This is a genomic window from Neoroseomonas eburnea, assembly GCF_018129005.1.
Classification (GTDB): Bacteria; Pseudomonadota; Alphaproteobacteria; order Acetobacterales; family Acetobacteraceae; genus Neoroseomonas; species Neoroseomonas eburnea.
Window position 1 is genome coordinate 65,676 of record NZ_JAAEDL010000016.1, and the last position, 22,847, is coordinate 88,522.

Consider the following 22,847-nt stretch of genomic DNA (forward strand, 5'->3'; position numbering starts at 1 on the left):
TCATGCGAACCAGGAGAGAAGCGATCATCGGCGCCGCCGCCTTCGGCGCATTCGCCGCCGGGCTCGCCGGGGCGGCGCGCGCCCAGGCGCGGCGCGACCCGATCCGCATCGGCGTGCCCACCTCGCAAACCGGCGCCTATGCCGTGCTGGGCGAGGAGGTGATCCGCGGCGTGCAGTTCGCGGTGGACGAGGCCAATGCCGCCGGCGGCATCGACGGGCGGCAGGTGGAGTTCCGCATCGGCGACGAGCAGAGCAACCCCGACGCCGCGCGCCGCGCCGCCGAGCGCCTGGCCCTCGGCGGCCACGGCCTGCTGATCGGCGCGATCTCCTCGGCGAGCGGCCTTGCCATCGCGGGCCAGCTCGAGCGGTGGAACGCGCTCTATGTCTCGACGGTCAACAAGGCCGACCGGCTGACGGGCGAGGCCTGCGGGCGGCGGCTGTTCCGCGCCAACCATTCCGATGCGATGGACCTGATGGTGGTGGGGCCGTGGCTGCGCGGCCGGCCGGAGCGCAAATGGGGCATCTGCGCGGCGGACTACGTCTGGGGCCGCGATTCGGCGGCCGGCTTCACCCGCGCGGCGCAGGACGCCGGCAAGGAGGTCGCGCTCAGCGTCTTCCCGCCGCTCGGCACGCGCGACTACGCGCCCTACATCTCGCAGCTCAAGGCGGCCGGGCTGCAGGGGGTGTGGGTGGTGCTCTCGGGCGGGGACGCGATCAACTTCGCCAAGCAGGCGCGGCAGTTCCGGCTGTCGGCGGAGCTGACGATCGTCGGGCACGCCTACATCGTGCCGACGACGCTGCGCGCGGCGGGCGAGGACGTGGTCGGCTCCTATGGCGTCATCAACTACGACGCCTCCCTCGACACGCCGCAGAACCGCCGCTTCGTCGAGGCCTGGCGCCGCCGCTTCAACCAGGACCCCGGCGAATACGAGGCCGAGACCTATACCGGCATGCGCCTGATCTTCGAGGGGGTCCGCAAGGCCGAGAGCACCGATCCGGACAAGGTGGCGCGGGCGATGAACGGCCTCGAATTCGAATCGCCCTTCGGCATGGTGCGGATGCGCGCCGAGGACCATCAGCTGGTGATGCCGAACCTGATGGGCCGCGTGGTGCGCGACGGCGGCCGCGTGCACCGCGCGATCGAGATGACGGTGCGGGCCGCCGAGGCGACGCCGCCGCCCTCGGGGGCCTGCCGGATGGGCTGAGGCGCCCGCGGGAAGGAAGGAAAGGAAACAGGATGTTCGAGGTCGAGCGGCGCGAGGGCGTCGTCGTGGTGACGATGAACCGGGCGCCCGCCAATGCCATCAGCGAGGAGTTCCTCGCCGGCTTCAACCGCGTGCTCGACGGCATCGAGCGCGAGGGCCTGCCGCGCGCGCTGCACATCCGCAGCGCGCTGCGGTTCTTCTCGGCCGGCGCCGATCTCAAGGAGATCGGCGGGCGGTTCGGCGCCGAGGAGGGGGTGCGCGACATGCTGCGCCATGTCGCCGCCTTCCATCACCTCTATGACCGGATCGAGCGGCTGCCGCTCGTCACCATCGCCGAGATCAACGGCCCGGCGCTCGGCGGCGGGCTGGAACTGGCGCTGTCGTGCGACCTGCGGATCGCCGCGCAGGAGGCGCGGATCGGGCTGCCGGAAGCCGGCATCGGCCTGATCCCCGGCGCCGGCGGCACGCAGCGGCTGACCCGGCTGTGCGGGCCGGGCGTCGCGGCGCGCATCATCCTCGCCAACGACATGGTGGACGGCGCCACCGCCGAACGCCTGGGGATCGTCCAGTGGGTGGTGCCGGGCGCCGAATTGCCGGCGCGCGCGCGCGCGCTGGCCGACCAGGTGGCCGGCCTCGCGGGGCCGGCGCTGGCCGCCTGCAAGGCGTGCATCCGCGCCTCGACCGACCGCGCCCCGGACGGCTACGCGATGGAGCACGACGCGACGCGGCGGCTGATGACCACGGAGGAGGCGCGCAAGCGCGTCTCGGCCTTCCTTGAAAGCAGACGGAAGTAGGAGCGAGAGATGAAACTCAACGACAAGGTTGCCGTAGTGAGCGGCGGCGCCTCCGGCATCGGGCGCGCCACCTGCCTCGCCCTGGCCGAGGTCGGGGCGCGCGTCTTCATCGGCGACCTCAACCTCGAGGGCGCGCGCGAGACGGCCGCGCGCATCGCCGCCGCCGGCGGCCAGGCCGAGGCGCTGCCGCTCGATGTCACCAAGCCCGAGGCGGTCGCCGCCTTCGCCACCGGCGTGCACGCGAAGGTCAAGCGCGCCGATGCGGTGATCAGCACCGCCGGGTGGGACCGCATCGAGCCCTTCGTGAAGAATCCGCCCGAGTTCTGGGAACAGATCGTGCAGATCAACTACCTCGGCTGCGTGCGCTTCGTGCGCGCCTTCCTCGACCCGATGATGGAGGGCGGCGGCGGCAGGGTGGTGACGGTGGCGAGCGACGCCGGGCGCGTCGGCAGCATGGGCGAGACGGTCTATGCCGGCGCCAAGGGCGGCGTCATCGCCTTCACCAAGTCGCTGGCGCGCGAGATGGCGCGCCACGAGATCACCTGCAACGTGGTCTGCCCGGGGCCGACCGACACGCCGCTCTTTGCCGCCCAGCCCGAGCGGATGCGCGAGGCGCTGGCCCGCGTCATCCCGCTGAAGCGCGTGGCGAAGCCCGAGGAGATCGCCGATGCGATCGTGTTCTTCGCCTCCGACCGCTCGCGCTACATCACCGGCCAGACGCTCAGCGTCTCGGGCGGGCTGACCATGTCGTGACGGGCGCGGGGCCGCCGCGCCCCGCGCCTTCCCCCTTTGCGCCCATCTCCAGGAGAACACACCGATGGACTACACCGACATCCTCTATGCCGTGGAGGATTCCACGGCGATCATCACCATCAACCGGCCCGACCGCTACAACTCCTTCCGCGGCCGCACGGTGGAGGAGCTCATCAACGCGCTCCAGCGCGCCTGGGTGGACAAGAAGGTCGCCTGCGTGATCCTCACCGGCGCGGGCAACAAGGCCTTCTGCACCGGCGGCGACCAGAAGGAATACGTCGAGACCGGCGGCTACGGCACCAGCGCCAACGGGCTGTGGGAGGTGGAGACGCTGCAGAACACCATCCGCGACATCCCCAAGCCGGTGATCGCGGCGGTGAACGGCTTCGCCATCGGCGGCGGCCATGTGCTGCATGTGCTGTGCGACCTGACCATCGCATCCGACAATGCCCGCTTCGGCCAGGCCGGGCCGCGCGTCGGCTCCTTCGACGCCGGCTGGGGCACGGCGCTGCTGACGCGCATCGTCGGCGAGAAGAAGGCGCGCGAGATCTGGTTCCTCTGCCGCCAGTACACGGCGGAGGAAGCGAAGGAGATGGGCCTCGTCAACAAGGTCGTGCCGCAGGCCCAGCTGATGGCCGAGGCCAAGGGCTGGGCGGCGGAGATCGCGGCGCTGAGCCCGACCGCCATCAAGTTCCTGAAGTATTCCTTCAACGCCGATTCGGCCCATGCCTACGGCACCACCAAGATGGCGATGTCCGCGCTTGACGGCTTCGGCCACACCGAGGAAGCGATGGAAGGCAAGCGCGCCTTCGTCGAGAAGCGCAAGCCGGACTTCTCGCCCTTCCGCTGAGGCGCGGCCGAGGGCAAGAGGACCATCACGGGCGCGGGCGGATCGCCGCCCGCGCCCGCCACCAAGCACGGAGGAGGCGGCAATGAACCACAAGCACAATCCTGGCATCTCGCGCCGGTCGCTGATGGCCGGGATGGGCGGTGCGGCGCTGGCGGCGCCCGCATTGGCGGCGTTTCCCGACCGTCCGGTGCGCCTCGTCGTGCCCTATGCCGCGGGCGGCGGCACCGATGTCGTCTCCCGCCTCGTGGCCCAGGCGATCACCGCCCGGCTCGGCCAGCCGGTGGTGGTCGAGAACCGCACCGGCGGCGGGGTGGTCGGCGGCTCGGAATTCGTCGCCCGCGCGGCGCCCGACGGCTACACGCTGCTGGTTGCGACCACCAGCCACACGGTCAACCCGACGCTGCTGCCCTCCCTGCCCTACGACACCGAGCGCGACTTCGCCCCGGTGGCGATGTTCAGCGAGGTGCCGATGGCGCTGATCGTCCATCCTTCGGTGCCGGCGGCGGATGCGCGCGCCTTCGTCGCGCTGCTGCGCGAGCGGCCGGGCGCCTTCACCTACGGCTCGGCCGGGGTGGGCAGCACGCCGCACCTGGCGGGCGAGCTGCTGCGGCTGCTGGCCGGGGTGGACATCCTGCACGTCGCCTATCGCGGCAACGGCCCGGCGCTGCAGGATCTGGTGGCCGGACAGATCCAGTTCATGTTCGACCCGGTCTCCACCGCCTCGGCGTTGGCGCGCTCGGGCAGCGTGCGCGCCATCGCGATCAGCACCCGCACCCGTTCGCCGGTCTTTCCCGGCGTGCCGACGCTCGAGGAAGCGGGCGTCGCGGGCTTCGACTGCCGCACCTGGAACGCGGCGCTCGCGCCCGCGCGCACGCCGCCCGACGCCGTGGCGCGGCTGAACGAGGCGGTCATCGCCGCGCTGGCCGACCCGGCGCTGCGCGCGCGCTTCGCCGAACTCGGCGCCAATCCGGGCGAGCCCATGCCGCCGGCGGCGATCGCCGCCTTCATCACCCGCGAGATCGAGCGCTGGGGCGACGTCGTCCGCCGTTCCGGCATGCGGCCGGCATGACCGGGCGGCGCCAGCGCATGAAAGGCAGGACACCATGAACCCCATCTTCGAACGCATCGAACGCCGCCGCGGCTGGACCGCGGAGGAGACGCTGCTGCTCGACCAGGTCCGCCGGCTCTGCGCCGAGCAGATCGCCCCGTGCGCGGCCCATCACGACCGCAGCGGCGAATTCCCCTGGGACAACATCCGCCGCATCAACGAGCTCGGCCTCAACCGCATCTTCCTGCCCGAGGCCCATGGCGGGGTGGGGCTGCGCTTCCGCGCCTATCTCGAGGTGGTCAAGATCCTCGCCGAGGCCTGCGCCGCCACCGCCATCATCTACGCGACCAACTACCATGCGCTCGGCCCGCTGATGGATTTCGGCTCCGAGGCGCTGAAGGCGCGCGTGCTGCCGCGGATCGCCGAGGGCGCGCTCGGCGCGCTCGCCATCACCGAGGCGGTCGGCGGCTCGGACGCCACCGCCATGACCACGCGCTTCCGCCCCGAGGGCGACGAGATCGTGGTCGATGGCGGCAAGGTCTTCATCACCAGCGGCGACGTGGCCGATTTCCTGCTCCTCTTCGGCAAGTGGGAGGGCATCGCCGACCCCAAGGGCTCGATCAGCCTGCTGGTGATGGAACGGCAGGCGGTGCAGGGCTACAAGGTGCTGCGGCTCGAGGAGAAGCTCGGCCACCGCGCCTCCTCCACCGCGGCCCTCGCCTTCGAGGGCTGCCGCGTGCCGCGCGCCAACCTGATCGGCGCGCCGGGGGATGGGCTGAAGCTGCTGTTCGCCGCGCTCAACCGCTCGCGCCCCTCGGTGGCGGCGCATGCGCTCGGCATCGCGCGGGCGGCCTTCCGCGACATGGTCGCCTATGCCAATGACCGCCGCTCCTCCGGCCGGCGGATCGTGGATTTCCAGGCCAACCAGTTCACCATCGCCGATGCCGCGACCGACCTCGCCATGGCCGAGGCGTGGCTCGACTACCTGTGCGGCGTGATGGAGGATGGCGAGGAGGGCTACGGCCTCGAATCCTCGATGGCGAAGATGCGCGCCTCGGACCTCGCCATGCGGATCGCCACCGACGCGATCCAGATGCATGGCGGCTACGGCTACATCCAGGACTACCGGGTGGAGCGTATTTTCCGCGACGCCAAGATCACCCAGATATGGGAAGGTACGAACCAGGTGCACCGCCAGCTGATCGGCCGGAGTTTCGCCAGGCGCGACTGACGGGCGGCCCCCCAATCAACGGAGGCAACGTCCATGCAATTCGACCCGATCCTGCCCGAGGCCCGCATCCGTGCGATGCGCGCGGAGGGCCTGTGGGGCGATTATCTGCTGACCGACAGCCTGGATGCGGCGGTCGCCGCGCAGCCGGGCGCGACCGCCATCGTCGGCCGCAACAGCCTGACCGGCGAGCGCGCCGTGCTGACCTATCGCGACCTCGCCGGGCGGGCGGAGCGCATCGCGCTCGGCCTGTCGCGGATGGGGGTCGGACGCGGCGACGTGGTGTCCTTCCAGCTACCGAACTGGTGGCAGTTCACCGCCCTGCACCTCGCCTGCCTCAGGATCGGCGCGGTGACCAACCCGCTGATGCCGATCTTCCGCGAGCGCGAGCTCGGCTTCATGCTCGGCCTCACCGAGAGCAAGGTGTTCATCGTGCCGCGGCAGTATCGCGGCTTCGATCATGCGGCGATGGCGCGCTCGCTGCGGGCGCGCCTGCCCGGGCTGGCCCGGCTGCTGGTGATCGGCGGCGAGGGCGAGGAGGATTTCGACCAGCTCCTCGCGCCGCAGCCCGGGGCCGATGCGCGCGCGCTGTTCGCCGCCGGCCGGCCCGGCGCCGACGAGGTGGTGCAGATCCTCTTCACCTCCGGCACCACCGGGGAACCGAAGGGGGTGATGCACACCTCCAACACGCTGCTCAGCAATGTCCGCGGCTACATCGAGCGCACCGGCCTCGGGCCGGCGGACGTGCTGATGATGTCCTCCCCCATGGCGCACCAGACCGGCTTCATGTACGGGCTGATGGCGCCGATCCTGCTCGGCGCCAAGGTGGTGCTGCAGGACATCTGGCAGCCGGAGGAGGCGGCCGACCTGATCGAGGCCGAGGGCGTGACCTTCACCATGGCCTCGACGCCCTTCCTGTCAGACCTCGCGGATGTGGGCGCGCGCCGGCCCGCGGCGGTCCGCAGCCTGCGGATGTTCCTCTCCGCCGGGGCGCCGATCCCGCGCGTGCTCGCCCGCCGCGCCGCCGAGTCGCTCGGCGCCACCATCATCTCCGCCTGGGGCATGACCGAGAACGGTGCTGCCACCACCACCCGGCCGGAGGACCCGCCGGAGAAGGCCTTCGAGACCGATGGCTGCCCGCTGCCCGGCGTCGAGCTGCGGGTGGTGGATGCGGAAGGACAACCGCTGCCGGCCGAGCAGGAGGGCCGGCTGCAGATCCGCAGCGCCAGCAATTTCGTCGGCTATCTGCGCCGCCCGGAATGGTTCGGCACGGATGCCGAGGGCTGGTTCGAGACCGGCGACCTCGCGCGGTTGGATGCCGACGGCTATGTCCGCATCACCGGCCGCGCCAAGGACATCATCATCCGCGGCGGCGAGAACATTCCCGTCGTCGAGGTGGAGGGCCTGATCTACCGCCACCCCGCGGTGCAGGAGGCGGCGGTGGTTGCCATGCCGGATGCGCGGCTCGGCGAGCGGGCCTGCGCCTTCGTCGTGCCGCGGCCCGGCGCCGGCGCGCCGAGCCTGGCGGAACTCAACGCCTTCCTGCTGCGCGAGCAGATCGCCAAGCAGTATCTGCCCGAACGGCTCGAAGTGGTGGAGCAGATGCCCAAGACGCCCTCGGGCAAGATCCAGAAGTTCCAGCTGCGCGAGCAGGCCAAGAGCCTGACGCCCGAGCAGCGGCAGGGCTGAACGGAGGCCCCGCGCCGGCGCGGCGGGGCATCAGCCCTGCCGCGCGTATTGCACCGCGACGCGCCCGATCCTCTCGCGCGCGATCACCAGCTTCATGATCTGCGCCGTGCCGTCGCCGATCTCGAGGCCCATGACGTCGCGCAGCCGCTGCTGGTGCGGCAGGTCCTTCGAATAGCCGGCATGGCCGTGGGTCAGCAGGCATTGGTGGATGACCTCCACCGCCGTCTTGGGCGCGAGCCACTTGCACATCGCCGCCTCGGAGGTGTGCGGCAGGCCGTGGTCGCGCAGCGCCAGGGTCTGGTAGCAGAGCATCCGCGCCGCGGCGAGCATGGTCTCCCCCTCGGCTAGGGGAAAGGTCACGCCCTGGTATTGCGCCAGCGGCGCGCCGAAGGTCCGGCGTTCCTGGATGTAGGCCCAGCTCTCGTCGAGCGAGGCCTGCGCGGCGGCGATGCATTGCAGCCCGATCAGCGCGCGGCTGTAGTCGAAGCCCTGCATCACCTGCACGAAGCCGCGGTTCTCCTCGCCGAGCATGTGGTCCGCCGGCACCTTCACGCCGTCGAAGAAGACCGAGCCGCGCCCCACCGCGCAGGTGCCGAGATCGTCGAAGCGCGAGCGCGAGATGCCCGGCGCGTCGAGCGGCACGAGGAAGGCGCTGATGCCGCGCGCGCCGTCCTCGGGGCGGCCGCTGCGGGCGAAGACGACGATCCCATCGGCCTGGTCGGCGCAGCTGATCGAGGTCTTCTCGCCCGACAGCACCCAGCCATTGCCGGCGCGCTCGGCGCGCAGGGCGAGGTTGGCGGCGTCCGACCCGCCGCGCGGCTCGGTGAGGCCGATGGCGACGATCGCCTCCCCGCCGACGATGCGCCGCACCCAGTCCTGCGCCAGCGGCGGTGCCGCGTGGCGCAGGATGATGCTGCCCATCAGCGAGCCGAGCAGCTGGACGTAGCTGACATTGATGTCGGCATGGGCCACCGCCTCGACCACCAGCCCCGCGGTCACGCAGGGCTGGCCGAGGCCGCCATGGCTGTCGGGCATCTCGGGCGCGATCAGGCCGAGCCCGCCCATCTCGCGCAGCAGCGCGCGATCGAGCGTGCCGGCCTGTTCGCGCGCGCGGTAGCCGGGCGCGAGCCGGGTGGCGGCGAAGCGGCGCGCGGCGTCGGAGATCGCCTGCTGCTCCTCGGTCGGTATGAAGCTCATTCGTAGTTCCCTCGCGGATGTCCCGCCCCTGGTTGCGATCAGCCGTGGCCGGCGGCGGCACCCGCCCGCGCGCGGTATGCCGCGAGCGAGCCGGCATGCATGACATGCCCGCCGAGCGGACGGCCGATGATGCGTTCGGCGAGGCGCGCCGCCTCGATCAGCTTCTCGAGGTCGAGGCCGGTCTCGATGCCCATCTCGTGGCAGAGGAACACCATGTCCTCGGTGCAGATGTTGCCCGCGCCCCTGCTGTCGCCATGCCCGGCGAAGGGGCAGCCGCCGAGCCCGGCGATCGAGCTGTCGAACAGATCGACGCCCATCTCGAGCGCCGCCAGCACGTTCGCCGCGCCGAGCCCGCGCGTGTCATGCAGGTGCAGGCCGATGCGCGTGGCGGGCAGCGCCTCGCGCAGCATGCCCACCAGCCGGCGGACCGATTGCGGATTGGCCCAGCCCATGGTGTCGGCGAGATAGACCTTCGGCAGCACGATGCCGCGCTCGGCGCAGATGCGGTGCGCCCAGACCAGCTCGTCCACCGCGCGGCGCGGCGGGATCTCGCCCTCGAAATTGCAGCCGAAGGCGGCCATGACCAGCGCGCGCTCGACCGTCAGCCCCGCCTCGGCATAGAGGTCGAGCCAGCGCAGCACGCGCCCGCGCATCTCCTCGGCCGAGCAGTTGTTGTTGCGCCGCGCGAAGGCGTCGGAGGCATAGAGGCTGATCTTGCCGGCGAGATCGACGCCGGGCGTGGCGCGCGCGCGCTCGAAGCCCTGCTCGTTCAGCCAGACCGCCTCGTAGCGCACGCCGGGGCGGCGGCGGATGGCGGCGAAGAGCGCCTCGGAATCCGCCATCTGCGGCACCGCCCTGGGCGAGACGAAGGAGGCGACCTGCACCGCCTTGAGGCCGGTCTCGGCCAGCGCCTCGACCAGCGCCGCGCGCTGTTCGAGCGGATAGATCCGCGGCTCGATCTGGAAGCCCTCGCGCGGGCCTTCCTCGTGGAACTCGACGCGCTTCGGCAGATCGGACATGCGTCCTGGCCTCCTCCCCATATGCGCCGGCGCGTTGCGCCCGCCGCGCCATCTTGCGGCATGAGGGCGCTGTCGCGCCAGCCGTCCCGGCGTCCTTGACAACCCTGTTCCGGCCCTCAATGATTGGACCACAAGAATGAGGCACGCGGCGCGACGCAGCCGCGGCCATGGGTGGGGAAGTTCAGGATGACGACTCGCTTGCGGGCCGCGGCGCGGCACGCCGGCGCGGGCTGCGGATCGCGGCGCGCGATGCGGAGCGGTTGCCGCTGCCGGGCGCGGCGTCCGTGACCGTCGGCTGCTGGCCCGCGACCGGCACGGTCGCGCCCTTCTTCGATGCGCGCTCGGTGGCGGTGATCGGCGCCTCGGCCGACCCGCTCAAGATCGGCGGCCGCCCCGTCGCCGGCCTGATCGAGGCCGGCTTCGAGGGCCGCATCCTGCCCGTCAACCCGAACTACCCGACGGTGCAGGGCCTGCCCGCCTATCGCTCCATCGTGGATGTGCCGGGCGAGGTCGATCTCGCCATCGTCTCGGTGCCGACGCGCGACGTGCATGGCGCCATCGAGGCCTGCGCGGCCAAGGGCGTGCGCGCCGCGGTGGTGTTCAGCGCCGGCTTCGCCGAGGTGGACGAGGCGGGGCGGCAGGCGCAGGAGAGCCTCGTCGCGCTGGCGCGCCGGCACGGCATGCGCCTGATGGGGCCGAACTGCATGGGCACGATCAACGTGCGCCGGCGGCTCATCGCCTCCTTCACCTACATCGTCTCGGGCAACTGGCCGAAGCCGGGCGGGGTCAGCATCGTCAGCCAGTCCGGCGCCTTCGGCTCCTATTGCCTCGGCCTCGCGCGCGACCAGGGGATCGGGATCAACCTCTGGGCCACCACGGGCAACCAGGCGGATGTGGATTTCACCGACACCCTGACCTATGCGCTCGAGGATCCCGAGACGCGCGTCGTGCTCGCCTATATCGAGGGCTGCGGCCGGCCGCAGGCGCTGGTGGGCGCGCTGGAACGCGCCCGCGCGCTGGGCAAGCCGGTGGTGATGATGAAGGTCGGCGCCTCGGATGTCGGCGCCGCGGCGGCGGCCTCGCACACCGCCTCGCTGGCCGGCGCGGACGAGGTCTATGACGCGCTGTTCCGCCAGTACGACGTGCACCGCGCCCGCTCGCTCGAGGAGTTCCTCTCGATCGGCTACGCCTGCAACCTCGGGCGCTTCCCGACCACGCCGGCACTCGGCGTGCTGACCATCTCGGGCGGGGCGGGCGTGCTCACCGCCGACACCGCGCGGCGCGAGGGGCTCGACGTGCCGGAGCTGCCGGCCCCGGCGCAGGAGGAGCTGCGCGCGCTGGTGCCGGCGGGCGGGCTGCGCAACCCGGTGGACCTGACCGGCGCGGCGCTGCACGACTTCTCGCTGTGGCCGAAGTCGCTGCGGATCCTGATGCAGCAGGGCGGCTGCCCGACGGCGGTGCTGTTCATGGCCCATCTCGGCCGCAACCCCGTTTTCGTCGAGCGGCTGCGCCCGATCTTCGAGGCGCTGTCGGCCGAGTTCGCGGACCGCGTCTTCGCGCTGGCCATGGATGCCGCGCCGGAGGTCCGGCGCAGCCTCGAGGAGCGCGGCATGCTGGTCTATCGCGACCCGGTGGAGGCGACGCGCGCCATCGCCGCGCTGGTGCGCTTCGGGCGCGCCTTCGCCGAGCGCGGCGCGGCCGGGCCGCCGCCGGTCCTGCCGCCGCAGCCGGATCTGCCGGCGGGCCCGCTCGACGAGCGCGCGGCCAAGGCGATCCTCGCCGGCGCCGGCATCCCGATGGTCCCCGACCGCCTCGCCCGCTCGGCGGAGGAGGCGGCGGCGGCGGCCGAGGCGCTGGGCTTCCCGGTGGCGATGAAGATCCTCTCCCCCGACATCGCCCACAAGACCGAGGTGGGCGGCGTGGCGCTCGGCCTCGCCTCGGCCACGGCGGTGCGCGACGCCTTCGCGCGCGTCAGCGCCTCGGCGCGGGAGAAGGCGCCCGGCGCGCGCATCGAGGGCGTGATCGTCTCCCCCATGGTCGCGCGCGGCACCGAGATGATCCTCGGCGTCCATCGCGACCCGGTCTTCGGGCCGGTGGTGATGGCCGGGCTCGGCGGGATCCATGTCGAGGCGCTCGGCGATGTCAGCTTCCGCGTCGCGCCTTTCGGCGAGGCCGAGGCGATGCGGATGCTGCGCGAGCTGCGCGCCTGGCCGCTGCTCGAAGGCGCGCGCGGGGCGCCGCCGGCCGATGTCGAGGCGCTGGCCGCCGCACTCGCGCGGCTGTCGGTCTTCGCCGACCGCCACCGCGACCGGCTGCTCGGCGTGGACGTCAACCCCTTCATCCTGCACCCGCGCGGGCGCGGCGGCGTCGCCGTGGACGCCCTGATCCAGACGCTCTGAGCGACACAACGAGGAGACGCGCATGCTGTTCACCGAGGAACACGAGGCCATCCGCCGCACGATCGCCCGGATCGTGAAGGAGGAGATCAATCCCCATGTCGATGAGTGGGAGAAGGCCGGCCGCTACCCCGCCCACCAGGTGATGAAGATCCTGGGCAAGGCCGGGCTGCTCGGCATCACCCGCCCGCCGTCCTTCGGCGGCCTCGGCCTCGACTATTCCTACGAGACGGTGATGGCCGAGGAGCTCGGCCATGTCGCGGCGCAGGGCGTGTCCACCTCGATCGGGGTGCAGACCAACATGTGCTGCCCGGCGCTCGCGAAGCACGGCTCGGACGAGCTGCGGCGGGAATTCCTCGCGCCGCTGATCGCCGGCGACATGGTCGGCGCGATCGGCGTCAGCGAGGAGGGCGCGGGCTCCGACGTGGCGAGCATCCGCACCCATGCGCGGCGCGACGGCGACGACTACGTCATCAACGGCGGCAAGATGTGGATCACCAACGGCGCCCAGGCCGACTGGATCTGCCTGCTGTGCAACACCGGCGAGGAAGGCGCGCCGCACCGCAACAAGTCGCTCATCGTCGTGCCGATGAAGACCAAGGGCGTGACCGTGGCGCGCGTGCTGGACAAGCTCGGCCTGCGCTGCTCGGACACCGCGCAGATCTTCTTCGACGAGGTGCGCGTGCCGGTCCGCAACCGCATCGGGGAGGAAGGCAAGGGCTTCATCTACCAGATGGAGCAGTTCCAGGAGGAACGCCTCTACGGGGCCACGCGCAGCATCACGCAGCTCGAGGACGCGGTGGCGATGACGGCCGAATACACCGGCCAGCGCCAGGCCTTCGGGCGCGCCCTGCTCGACAACCAGTGGATCCAGTTCAAGCTCGCCGAATGGCAGACCGAGATCGAGGCGCTGCGCGCGCTGATCTACCGCGCGGTCGAGATCTACGTGAATGGCGGCAACGTCACGCGGCTGGCCTCGATGGCGAAGCTCAAGGCGGGCCAGCTGCTGCAGGTGATCCCGAGCGGCTGCCTGCAGTTCTGGGGCGGCCAGGGTTTCATGTGGGAGAACCCTGTCTCGCGCATCTACCGCGATTCGCGCATCAGCTCGATCGGCGGCGGGGCCAATGAGGTGATGATGCAGATCATCGCCAAGGACATGGGCCTGTCGCACCGGCAGCGGCATTGAGGCGGCGGGAGGTCCGGCGATGCCGGTGATCGAATCGCGGCTCGACACCGCAGCGCCCGCCTTCCACGACAACCGTGAGCGGATGCTGGCGGAGATCGCCCGCTTCCGCGCGCTCGAGGACAAGGTGCGGCAGCGTTCGGAGCGCGAGCGCGAACGCTTCCGCCGCCGCGGCCAGCTGCTCCCGCGCGAGAGGGTCGAGCTGCTGCTCGACCCCGGCGCGCCCTTCCTCGCCCTCTCCTCCCTTGCCGGGCTCGGCATGCATGACGATGACGGGGTGGAGGAGGTGCTCGGCGGCGGGCTGATCGTGGGCATCGGCCAGGTCGCGGGCACGCGCGTGATGGTCATCGCCAATGACAGCGCCATCAAGGGCGGCACCACGGTGCCGATGGGCACCGAGAAGGCGCTGCGCGCGCAGGACATCGCCCTGCGCGAGAAGCTGCCGCTGATCCAGCTGGTCGAGAGCGGCGGCGGCAACCTGTTCCGCCAGGAGGAGACCTTCGTCCGCGGCGGGCGCAAGTTCTTCAACCAGGCGCGGCTCTCGGCGGCCGGCATCCCGCAGGTGACGGTGGTGCATGGCAGCTCGACCGCGGGCGGCGCCTATGTGCCGGGCATGTCGGACCATGTCATCATGGTGCGGCGGCGCGCCCGCGTCTTCCTCGCCGGCCCGCCGCTGCTGCGCGCCGCCACCGGCGAGATCGCCGACGACGAGGAACTCGGCGGCGCCGACATGCACGCGACCGGGCCGGGCACCACCGAATACCTCGCGGAGGACGACGCCGACGCGATCGCCCTGGCGCGCGAGGTGGTGGAGAAGCTGTACTGGAACGACCGCCGGCCGGCGCTCGCGGTGCCGCCGGCCCGCCCGCCGCGCCACGCGGCCGAGGAGCTGCTCGGCTTGGTGCCGCCCCACCACCAGACGCCCTACGACATGCGCGAGATCCTCGCGCGCATCCTCGACGATTCCGACTACCTGGAGTTCAAGGCCGCCTTCGACCCCTACACCATCTGCGGCCGCGGCCGGATCGAGGGCCACCCCTGCGGGCTGATCGGCAACAACGGGCCGATCACGCAGCGCGGCGCGGTCAAGGCGGCGCAATTCGTCCAGCTGTGCTGCCAGTCCGGCATCCCGATCATCTACCTGCAGAACACCACCGGCTACATGGTGGGGCGCGAGGCCGAGACCGAGGGCATCGTCAAGCACGGCTCGAAGATGATCCAGGCGGTCACCAACGCCACCGTGCCGCAGATCACCGTCATCGTCGGCGGCAGCTTCGGCGCCGGCAATTACGGCATGTGCGGGCGCAGCTTCGACCCGCGCTTCCTGTTCTCCTGGCCCAATTCGCGCATCGCGGTGATGGGCGGCGAGCAGGCGGCCGGCGTGCTGTGCACCGTGACCGAGGCGAAGCTGCAGCGCGCCGGCAAGCCGGTGGAGGAGGAGCGGATCGCCACCCTGCGCCGCGAGATAATCGAGAAATACGACCGCGTCTCCACCGCGCTCTACGCCACGGCGCGGCTGTGGGACGACGGCATCATCGATCCGCGCGACACGCGCCGGGTGCTCGGGCTCTGCCTGTCGATCTGCCGCGAGGGCGCGCTGCGGCCGCTGAGCCCGATCACCTTCGGCGCGGCGCGCATGTGACGGCGGGGAGCAGGAAGATGGAAATCACCACCAGCCAGCATGAGGCGCTGGCGCTTGCCCGCCGCGGCATGCGGCTCGACGTGCTGTTCATCCGGCCGGAACGCCGCAACGCCATGAGCGTCGCGTTGAACCGGGAGATGCGCGCGCTGTTCGCGGCGCTGGTCGATGACCGCTCGGTCCGGCTGGTGGTGCTGCGCGGCGCCGGCGGCTGGTTCTGTTCGGGCGGCGACATGCGCGAGCGCGACCAGAGCCTGCACGACCCGAACGCGGATCCACGCGTCGCGGCGCGCGAGCGCAACCGCCTGGGCGGGGAGCTGTTCCGCGCCGTCAACCACGCGCCGCAGGTGGTCGTCGCGGTGGTCGAGGGGGCGGCGATGGGCGGGGGCTTCGGCCTCGCCTGTGCGGCCGACATCACCCTCACCCGGCCCGACGCGCAATTCGCCATGCCGGAGGCGAGCATCGGCGTCGCCCCGGCGCAGATCGCCCCCTATGTGGTGCGGCGGCTTGGCCTGTCGCAGGCGCGCCGGCTTGCGCTGACCGCCGCGCGGATCGACGGGCGGGAGGCGGCGGCACTCGGCCTCGCGCATCACCTGTGCGAGGACGATGCGGCGATCGAGGCGCGCCTCGCCGAGATCGAGCGCGCCGTGCGGCGCTGCGGGCCGGGCGCGCTGGCGGGCACCAAGCGGGTGCTCAACGCCGCATCGCTGCTCGACGACGCGGCGATGATCGAATTCGCCGCCGAGGTCTTCGCCGATTGCGTCACCACCGAGGAAGGCATCGAGGGCACAAGGTCCTTCCTGGAAAAACGCCGCCCGGCCTGGGCCGGCGAGGCATAGGGGGCGCCGGTGGCGGGTTTCTCCAAGATCCTGGTGGCCAATCGCGGCGAGATCGCCGCGCGCATCATCCGCAGCGCGCGCGCGCTGGGCTATCGCACGGTGGCGGTGCACAGCGCCGCCGATGCCGGCGCGCCGCATGTCGCCCTGGCCGACGAGGCGGTGGAGATCGGCCCGGCCCCGGTGGGCGAATCCTACCTCTCGGTGCCGCGGCTGCTCGACGCGGCGGCGCTGACCGGCGCCGACGCGCTGCATCCGGGCTACGGCTTCCTGGCCGAGAACGCGGAATTCGCCGCCGCCTGCATCGCCGCAGGGCTGACCTTCATCGGCCCGCCGCCGGCCGCGATCCGGGCCATGGGCAACAAGCGCGAGGCCAAGGAACGGGCGGCGGCGGCGGGCGTGCCCTGCCTGCCCGGGCTCGAATGCCGCGACCTCGACCAGGCAGGCATCCTCGCGGTCGCGCGCGGCCTCGGCCTGCCGCTGATGGTCAAGGCGGCGGCGGGCGGCGGCGGGCGCGGGCTGCGCTTCGTCGAGCGCGAGGCCGACCTCGCCCCCGCCCTCACCCTCGCCGCGGCCGAGGCGCAATCCGCCTTCGGCGACGGCGAGCTGATCCTCGAGCGCGCCGTGCTCTCGGGCCGCCATGTCGAGGTGCAGGTCTTCGCCGACACCCACGGCAACTGCCTGCATCTGGGCGAGCGCGACTGCTCGGTGCAGCGGCGCCACCAGAAGATCATCGAGGAGGCGCCCTCCCCGGCGGTGGACCCGGCGCTGCGCGCGGCGATGGGCGAGGCGGCGGTGCGCCTCGCCCGCGCGGTGGGCTATGTCGGGGCCGGCACGGTGGAGTTCCTGCTCGACGCCGAGGGCGCCTTCTGGTTCCTCGAGATGAACACGCGGCTGCAGGTCGAGCACCCGGTCACCGAATGCGTCACCGGCCTCGACCTCGTGGCGCTGCAGATCGAGGTCGCCGCCGGCGCGCCGCTACCGCTCGGGCAGCAGGAGGTGGCGCTGCGCGGCCACGCCATCGAGGCGCGGCTCTATGCCGAGGATCCGCGCCAGGGCTTCCTGCCGCAGACCGGCCGGGTGCTGGTCTTCGATCCGCCCGCGGGGCCGGGGCTGCGCGTGGATGCCGGTATCCTGCCCGGGCAGGAGGTGACAGCCTTCTACGACCCGATGCTCGCCAAGATCATCGCCCATGGCCGCGACCGGGAGGAGGCGCGGCGGCGGCTGGTGCGCGCGCTCGAGGAACTGGCGCTACTGGGGCCGATCACCAACCGCGACTTCCTGCTCAGCATCCTGCGCGACCCGGTCTTCGCCGGGGGGGCGACCACCGACTGGGTGGACCATCGCCTCGCCATGCCGCCGGCGGCTGCCCCGGACGACGCGGCCTGGGCGCTGGCGGCGGTGCTGCTGGAAGAGCGCGAGGGCGCCGGACAGGGCTGGTGGAGCGCCGGGCGGATGCGCCGCCCGCTGCGGCTGCGGCATGGCGAGACGCTGCGCCATGCCCGCATCGCGCGCGCCGAGGGCCATCTCGCGGTCAGCCTGGGCGATGGTGCCACCCCGCCGGCCGATGACGCGCCGGCACTGGCGGTGGCGCTGCTGGCGCGCGAGGGCGACCGGCTGCGCTTCCGCCTCGGCCCCCTGCAGGCGACGGCCCGCCATGCCTTCGACGGCGAGGCGCTGCTGCTCGACCTCGGCGGCCGGGTGCTGCGCTTCGAGCCGGCGCCGCTCTCCGATGCGCGCCTCCAGGACGGGGCGGCGGGCGGCGAGGTGCTCGCGCCGATGAGCGGGCGCGTCGTCGCCGTGAAGGTCACAGCGGGCGAGCAGGTGGACAAGGGCGCGCCGCTGCTGGTGCTTGAGGCGATGAAGATGCATCTCGCGATAACCGCCGCGGCGGCCGGCAAGGTCGTGGAGTTGCGCGTTGCGGAGGGCGAGCAGGTGCGGCCGCGGCAGTTGCTCGCGCGGCTGGAGCTCGCGGCCCCGGCCGGCGCCTAGCTTGCTGCGCGCTGGCCGTCGACCGCCGGGCGCGCGATGTTGGTACGCGGGGCCGGCCGATGGCGGCACGGCCGGACCCGCGCCGAAGAAACGAAGAACTAAGGGATGGGGAGAAGGCAAATGGATTCAATTTCCCTTACGCGCCGACGGCTTGCCACCGGCATGGGCGGCCTGGCAGCGAGCCCGGGCCTGTGCCGCCCGGCGCTGGCCCAGCAGGGCGGCGCGCCGCGGCCGGTCACCATCGTCGTGCCCTTCGCCGCCGGCGGCAGCACCGATGTCGTCACGAGGCTGCTGGCCGAGCGCATGGGCCAGTTGCTCGGCCAGACCGTGCTGGTCGAGAACCGTCCAGGCGGCAATACCGTGATCGGCGCCGAATCGGTCGCCCGCGCCAGGCCGGACGGCCAGACGCTGCTGATGGGTGCCGGCACCACGCTGACCATCAATCCCGCGATCACGCCGAACCTGCCCTATGCGGTGGCGGATTTCGCGCCGATCTCGCTCATCTCGACCTTCCCCTTCGCGATCATCGCCCAGAATGACGGGCCGGCCGACATCGCCGCCATGGTGGCGGCGGCGCGGGCGCGGCCGGGGCAGATCACCTATGGCACCAACGGCCCGACCACGCTGACCAACATGGCGATGCTGATGGTGCTCGAACGGCTCGGCCTGCAGATGCAGGACGTGACCTATCGCGGCGATGCCGGGCAGCTCAACGACTTCCTCGCGCGCAACCTCGACCTGATGGTGGTCGCCGGCAGCACCGCGCTGCCGGTCTATCGCAACCGGCAGGGGCGGCTGCTCGGCTGGACCAGCGAGCGGCGGGTGCCCACGACGCCGGAAATCCCGACCTTCGGCGAGGTGACGGCGGGCCTGGTGGCGCAGAGCTGGTTCGGCCTGGTGGCGCCGGCGCGCACGCCGCAGCCGGTCATCGAGCGCCTGCACGGCGCCACGGTGGAGGCGCTGCGGGACCAGAGGATCGAGCGGCGCCTGACCGACGAGGCGCAGTTCCTCGCCGGCAGCACGCCGGCCGAATTCAGCGCGTTCATGCAGGTCGAGGCGGAGCGCTGGCGGCCGATCCTCGCCCGCATCGCCGCCCGCCAGGGCTGAGGCCGGCGGCGCGGGGGGGGATGGCGCTGTCCGTCCCGCGCCGGCGTCACGGGGTTTGGCGCTCTCGCGCCGCAAGCAAGGGAGGAAGCGTTCATGGCAATTGGGACCCTCACCCGCCGCCGCGCGGTTCTCGCCACCGGCGCGAGCCTCGCCGCCCCGTCGGTGCGCGCGCAGGCGCCCTACCCCGCCGGCCAGTCCGTCGCCCTGGTGGTGGCGCTGGCGCCGGGCGGCGCCTCGGACGTCATCGGGCGGATCGTCACCCAGGGGCTGCAGACGCGCCTCGGCGGCACCTTCTTCCTCGAGCACAGGCCCGGCGGCTCGACCTCGATCGCCGCGCGCCATGTCGCGCGCGCCCGGCCGGACGGCACCACGCTGTTCCTCGGCAGCGTCTCGACCTTCACGCTGACGCCGCTGACGATGCGGAACCCGGGCTATGACCCGATCAACGACTTCACCCACATCACCCAGGCCTGCGAGAGCCTGTTCCTGCTCGCGGCCAATCCGCGCTGGCCGAGCCTCGAGGCGCTGCTCGACGCGGCGCGGGCGCGGCCGGAATCGATCTCCTACGCGACCTGGGGGGTCGGCACCACGTCGCATCTGTGGATGGAGGATCTGTGCCGGCGCGCGAGCGTGCGGATGCTGCACGTCCCCTATGCCGGCTCGCCGCCGGCGATCACCGACACCATCGCCGGGCGCACCGACTGCCTGCCGGCGCTGCTGGCCGCCTGCAAGGGGCACATGGAGGCCGGGCGGCTGCGCGGCCTTGCCGTGCCCACCGCGACGCGGCCGCCGCAGCTGCCCGACGTGCCGACCTTCATCGAGAAGGGCTTTCCGGATTTCGTCTCGACGGTCTGGTATTCGGTGCAGGGGCCGCCGGGCATGCCGGCGCCGATCGCGGCGCGCATCCGCGACGCGCTCGCCGAGCACTTCGCCGATCCCGCGGTGCAGGCCTTCATGGCGACCCAGGGGATGCTGCCGCCGGAGATCGGCGAGGGGCCGCTGCTGGCCCGCATCCGGCGCGAACTGGCCCTGCACCGGGAGCTGATGGCCCGCTCGGGTGTCGAGCCGTCATGAGCCGCGGGGGCACCGCTGAGCGGGCCGCCGGGGCCCCGAGCGACCGCCTGAGGAAGGGAGAGGATGACCATGCGACAGATGAACATCACGCGCCGCGGCGCGCTGGCGGCAGCCGGGGCGGCAAGCCTTGCCGCCCCGGCTGCCCGGGCGCAGGCGCCCTATCCAGCGGGGCAGTCGGTCGCGCTGGTGGTGCCCTATGCGGCGGGTGGCGCCTCCGACGTGATCGGGCGCATCGTGACCGACGGGCTGCAATCGCGCCTGGGCGGCAGTTTCATCATGGACCACAAGCCCGGCGCCTCGACCTCGATCGGGGCGCGCCATGTCGCCCGGGCGCGGCCGGACGGGCTGACGCTGCTGCTCGGCACCATCTCGACCTTCACGCTGACGCCGCTGGCGCTGCGCAACCCGGGCTACGACCCGATCACCGACTTCACGCACATCACCCAGGTCTGCGACAGCCTCTATCTGCTGGTTGCCAATCCGCGCTGGAACAGCCTTGAGGAATTGCTGGCGGCGGCGCGCGCGCGGCCCGAGGCGATCTCCTATGCCACCTGGGGCGTCGGCACCACGGCGCACATGGCGATGCTCGACCTCAACAACCGCGCCGGCATCGAGATGCTGCACGTTCCCTATGCGGGCTCGCCGCCGGCGATGACCGACACCATCGCCGGGCGCACCGACTGCATGTTCGCCCTGCTCAGCGCCTGCAAGGGACATCTCGAGGCCGGGCGGCTGCGCCCCCTGGCGGTGCCCACAGCGTCGCGGGCCACGCAACTGCCCGATGTGCCGACCTTCATCGAGAAGGGCTTCCCCGGCTTCATCTCGACCACCTGGTATTCGGTGGAGGCCCCGGCGCGCACCCCGGCGCCGATCATCGAGCGCATCCGCGGCGCCCTGACGGAGCATTTCGCCGATCCGGCGGTGCGGGCCTTCATGGCCACCCAGGGCATGGCGCCGCCCGAGATCGGCGAGGCGCCGCTGATCGAGCGAATCCGCCGCGAACTGGCGGTGAACCGGGAACTGATGGCCAAGGCCGGGATGGAGCCGACCTGACGCGCGGGCGCGGGCGGCGGGCAGCACGCGCCCGCCGCCCGGCCGGCCATCAAGCGGAGAGGGCGAAGCCCTCGTAGTCCTTGCGCGCGACCTCGTCGCAGATCGCGCGGTAATGCGCCATGCCGCCCGCATAGGGCATGAAGACGCGCGGCTTGCCCGGCACGTTGGCGCCGAGATACCAGGAACTGCCGGCCTCGGGGAGCAGCGTCGATTCGGCCGCGGCGTTCACGTCGCGCACCCATCTCTCCGCCGCCTCGGGCCGCGCCTCGATCCGCCTCAGCCCCTTCGCGCGCATCCCCGCGATGCAATCGGCGATCCAGTTGGCGTGCTGCTCGATCGCCACCGGCATGTTGCACAGCACCGAGGGGCTGCCCGGCCCGGTCATGGTGAACATGTTGGGGAAGCCCGGCACCTGCAGGCCGAGATAGTTGACCGGCCCGGCCTTCCAGGCATCGCGCAGGGACCGGCCGTCGCGGCCGCGGATGTCGATCCGCAGCAGCGGCCCGGTCAGCGCGTCGAAGCCGGTGGCGAAGACGATGATGTCGAGCGGATATTCGGCATCCTTCGTCTTGATGCCGCGCGGCGTGATGCGTTCGATCGGCGCGGCGCGCAGATCGACCAGGGTGACGTTGTCGCGGTTGAAGGCCTCGAAGTAGCCGCTGTCGATCGGCGGGCGCTTGGTCGCATAGGGGTGGTCGATGTTCGACAGAATGGCCGCCGTCCTCGGGTCCTTCACGATCGAGCGGATCTTGGCGCGCAGGAACTCCGAGGCGGTGTCGTTCGCCGCCTTGTCCGTCAGCAGGTCGCGGAAGGTGGCGCGGAACTGCAGCCCGCCCTTGGCCCAGGCCTGCTCATAGAGGCGCTGGCGCTCCTCCTCGCTCACCTCGAGCGCCGAGCGGTCCTCGATGTTGAAGGGATGACCGTTGGTGTTGCTGGTCATCACGCGATGGATCTCGTCGCGGTGCTCGCGGATCCAGCGCTTGGTCTCGGGCGACAGCGGGGCGTTGTGGGCGGGCACGCTGTAGTTGGCGGTGCGCTGGAACACCCACAGATGCCCCGCCGTCTCGGCGATCACGGGCACCGCCTGGATGCCGGTGGAGCCGGTGCCGATCTGGCCCACGCGCTTGCCGGTGAAGTCCACGCCTTCCTGCGGCCATTCGCCGGTGTGGTACCATTGGCCGGCGAAATCCTCGAGGCCCGGGATCTTCGGCACATTGGCGGCGGACAGGCAGCCGACGGCGGTGACGAGGAAGGGCGCGCTGAGCGTCCGGCCCTCGGCGGTCGTCACCTGCCACAGGTTCGCCGCCTCGTCGAAGCGGGCCGAGCCGACGCGGGTGTTGAGCGCGATGTCGCGCCGCAGGTCGAAACGGTCGGCGACGTGGTTGAGGTAGCGCAGGATCTCGGGCTGGGTGGGATAGCGTTCCGACCACTCCCATTCCTCGAGCAGATCCTTCGAGAAGTAGTAGCAGTAGGAATGGCTCTCGGAATCGCAGCGCGCGCCGGGGTAGCGGTTCCAGTGCCAGGTGCCGCCGACGCCGTCCGCGGCCTCCAGCACGCGCACCGACAGCCCGAGCTGGTCGCGCAGGCGGTGCAGCAGATACATCCCCGAGAAGCCGGCGCCGACGACGATGGCGTCGAAATCGCCGCCATGGGCCGGCGTTCCGGCGCCTGAACCGGGCGCAATGTGATTCATGGCAGTCAGTCCTTCTTGTTTCCGCTCTCAGTGCCTGCCCCGGGGGCGTGCCCGTCCCGGGGGCTTGCGGCGCGGCGGCCGGGGCTGTCGG

At 72.1% G+C, this 22,847-nt stretch carries 18 protein-coding genes; 15 read left to right on the forward strand and 3 right to left on the reverse strand.

Features of this window, described 5'->3' with window-relative positions; all coding sequences use genetic code 11:
- Positions 1–2: 2 nt before the first annotated feature.
- The 7 genes from GXW74_RS16570 (at position 3) to GXW74_RS16600 (ending at position 7,567) form a co-directional block, all read left to right on the forward strand.
- On the forward strand, positions 3–1,205 hold the full coding sequence (locus GXW74_RS16570) for an ABC transporter substrate-binding protein (protein ID WP_211847638.1): 1,203 nt from the start codon (positions 3–5) through the stop codon (positions 1,203–1,205).
- 32 nt (positions 1,206–1,237) lie between these two features.
- Positions 1,238–1,999 carry an enoyl-CoA hydratase/isomerase family protein gene (locus tag GXW74_RS16575; RefSeq protein WP_211847639.1) on the forward strand — a complete coding sequence of 254 codons (762 nt, stop codon included), beginning with the start codon at positions 1,238–1,240 and terminating at the stop codon, positions 1,997–1,999.
- 9 nt (positions 2,000–2,008) lie between these two features.
- Entirely contained in the window at positions 2,009–2,752 is a 744-nt protein-coding gene (locus GXW74_RS16580; RefSeq protein WP_211847640.1) for an SDR family NAD(P)-dependent oxidoreductase, read from the forward strand.
- 64 nt (positions 2,753–2,816) lie between these two features.
- A complete protein-coding gene (locus GXW74_RS16585; protein ID WP_211847641.1) occupies positions 2,817–3,602 on the forward strand; it encodes an enoyl-CoA hydratase-related protein in 786 nt (261 codons plus the stop codon).
- A gap of 82 nt (positions 3,603–3,684) precedes the next feature.
- The gene (locus tag GXW74_RS16590) at positions 3,685–4,671 is read left to right on the forward strand and encodes a tripartite tricarboxylate transporter substrate binding protein (protein WP_211847642.1); all 987 of its coding nucleotides are present in this window, start codon (positions 3,685–3,687) and stop codon (positions 4,669–4,671) included.
- A 34-nt stretch (positions 4,672–4,705) separates the two neighbouring features.
- Positions 4,706–5,881 carry an acyl-CoA dehydrogenase family protein gene (locus GXW74_RS16595; RefSeq protein ID WP_211847643.1) on the forward strand — a complete coding sequence of 392 codons (1,176 nt, stop codon included), beginning with the start codon at positions 4,706–4,708 and terminating at the stop codon, positions 5,879–5,881.
- Positions 5,882–5,914: 33 nt separating this feature from the next.
- A complete protein-coding gene (locus GXW74_RS16600) occupies positions 5,915–7,567 on the forward strand; it encodes a cyclohexanecarboxylate-CoA ligase (RefSeq protein WP_211847644.1) in 1,653 nt (550 codons plus the stop codon).
- A gap of 30 nt (positions 7,568–7,597) precedes the next feature.
- Here the strand turns inward: GXW74_RS16600 and aliB are convergent, their stop codons facing one another.
- The gene (aliB, locus tag GXW74_RS16605) at positions 7,598–8,764 is read right to left on the reverse strand and encodes a cyclohexanecarboxyl-CoA dehydrogenase (RefSeq protein ID WP_211847645.1); all 1,167 of its coding nucleotides are present in this window, start codon (positions 8,762–8,764) and stop codon (positions 7,598–7,600) included.
- Between the two features lie 38 nt (positions 8,765–8,802).
- Positions 8,803–9,783, reverse strand: coding sequence for a hydroxymethylglutaryl-CoA lyase (locus GXW74_RS16610; RefSeq protein WP_211847646.1), 981 nt, complete (start codon positions 9,781–9,783; stop codon positions 8,803–8,805).
- Between the two features lie 167 nt (positions 9,784–9,950).
- On the opposite strand from GXW74_RS16610, the gene GXW74_RS16615 reads away from it, so the two are divergent.
- From GXW74_RS16615 to GXW74_RS16650, 8 genes are all read left to right on the forward strand, one after another.
- Complete coding sequence (locus GXW74_RS16615; protein WP_211847647.1) at positions 9,951–12,182, forward strand: acetate--CoA ligase family protein; 2,232 nt, start codon at positions 9,951–9,953, stop codon at positions 12,180–12,182.
- A gap of 22 nt (positions 12,183–12,204) precedes the next feature.
- On the forward strand, positions 12,205–13,365 hold the full coding sequence (locus GXW74_RS16620) for an acyl-CoA dehydrogenase family protein (protein WP_211847648.1): 1,161 nt from the start codon (positions 12,205–12,207) through the stop codon (positions 13,363–13,365).
- Positions 13,366–13,384: 19 nt separating this feature from the next.
- Entirely contained in the window at positions 13,385–15,004 is a 1,620-nt protein-coding gene (locus GXW74_RS16625) for an acyl-CoA carboxylase subunit beta (protein ID WP_211847649.1), read from the forward strand.
- A gap of 17 nt (positions 15,005–15,021) precedes the next feature.
- Positions 15,022–15,840 carry an enoyl-CoA hydratase-related protein gene (locus GXW74_RS16630; RefSeq protein WP_211847650.1) on the forward strand — a complete coding sequence of 273 codons (819 nt, stop codon included), beginning with the start codon at positions 15,022–15,024 and terminating at the stop codon, positions 15,838–15,840.
- 9 nt (positions 15,841–15,849) lie between these two features.
- The gene (locus GXW74_RS16635) at positions 15,850–17,829 is read left to right on the forward strand and encodes an acetyl/propionyl/methylcrotonyl-CoA carboxylase subunit alpha (protein WP_211847651.1); all 1,980 of its coding nucleotides are present in this window, start codon (positions 15,850–15,852) and stop codon (positions 17,827–17,829) included.
- A 120-nt stretch (positions 17,830–17,949) separates the two neighbouring features.
- A complete protein-coding gene (locus GXW74_RS16640; RefSeq protein ID WP_211847652.1) occupies positions 17,950–18,936 on the forward strand; it encodes a Bug family tripartite tricarboxylate transporter substrate binding protein in 987 nt (328 codons plus the stop codon).
- A 93-nt stretch (positions 18,937–19,029) separates the two neighbouring features.
- On the forward strand, positions 19,030–20,010 hold the full coding sequence (locus tag GXW74_RS16645; protein ID WP_211847653.1) for a Bug family tripartite tricarboxylate transporter substrate binding protein: 981 nt from the start codon (positions 19,030–19,032) through the stop codon (positions 20,008–20,010).
- 63 nt (positions 20,011–20,073) lie between these two features.
- On the forward strand, positions 20,074–21,063 hold the full coding sequence (locus tag GXW74_RS16650) for a Bug family tripartite tricarboxylate transporter substrate binding protein (RefSeq protein ID WP_211847654.1): 990 nt from the start codon (positions 20,074–20,076) through the stop codon (positions 21,061–21,063).
- Positions 21,064–21,112: 49 nt separating this feature from the next.
- Here GXW74_RS16650 and GXW74_RS16655 read toward each other — a convergent pair whose 3' ends face one another.
- Positions 21,113–22,756, reverse strand: a complete 1,644-nt coding sequence (locus GXW74_RS16655; protein WP_211847655.1) for a flavin-containing monooxygenase — start codon at positions 22,754–22,756, stop codon at positions 21,113–21,115.
- Between the last annotated feature and the right edge of the window lie 91 nt (positions 22,757–22,847).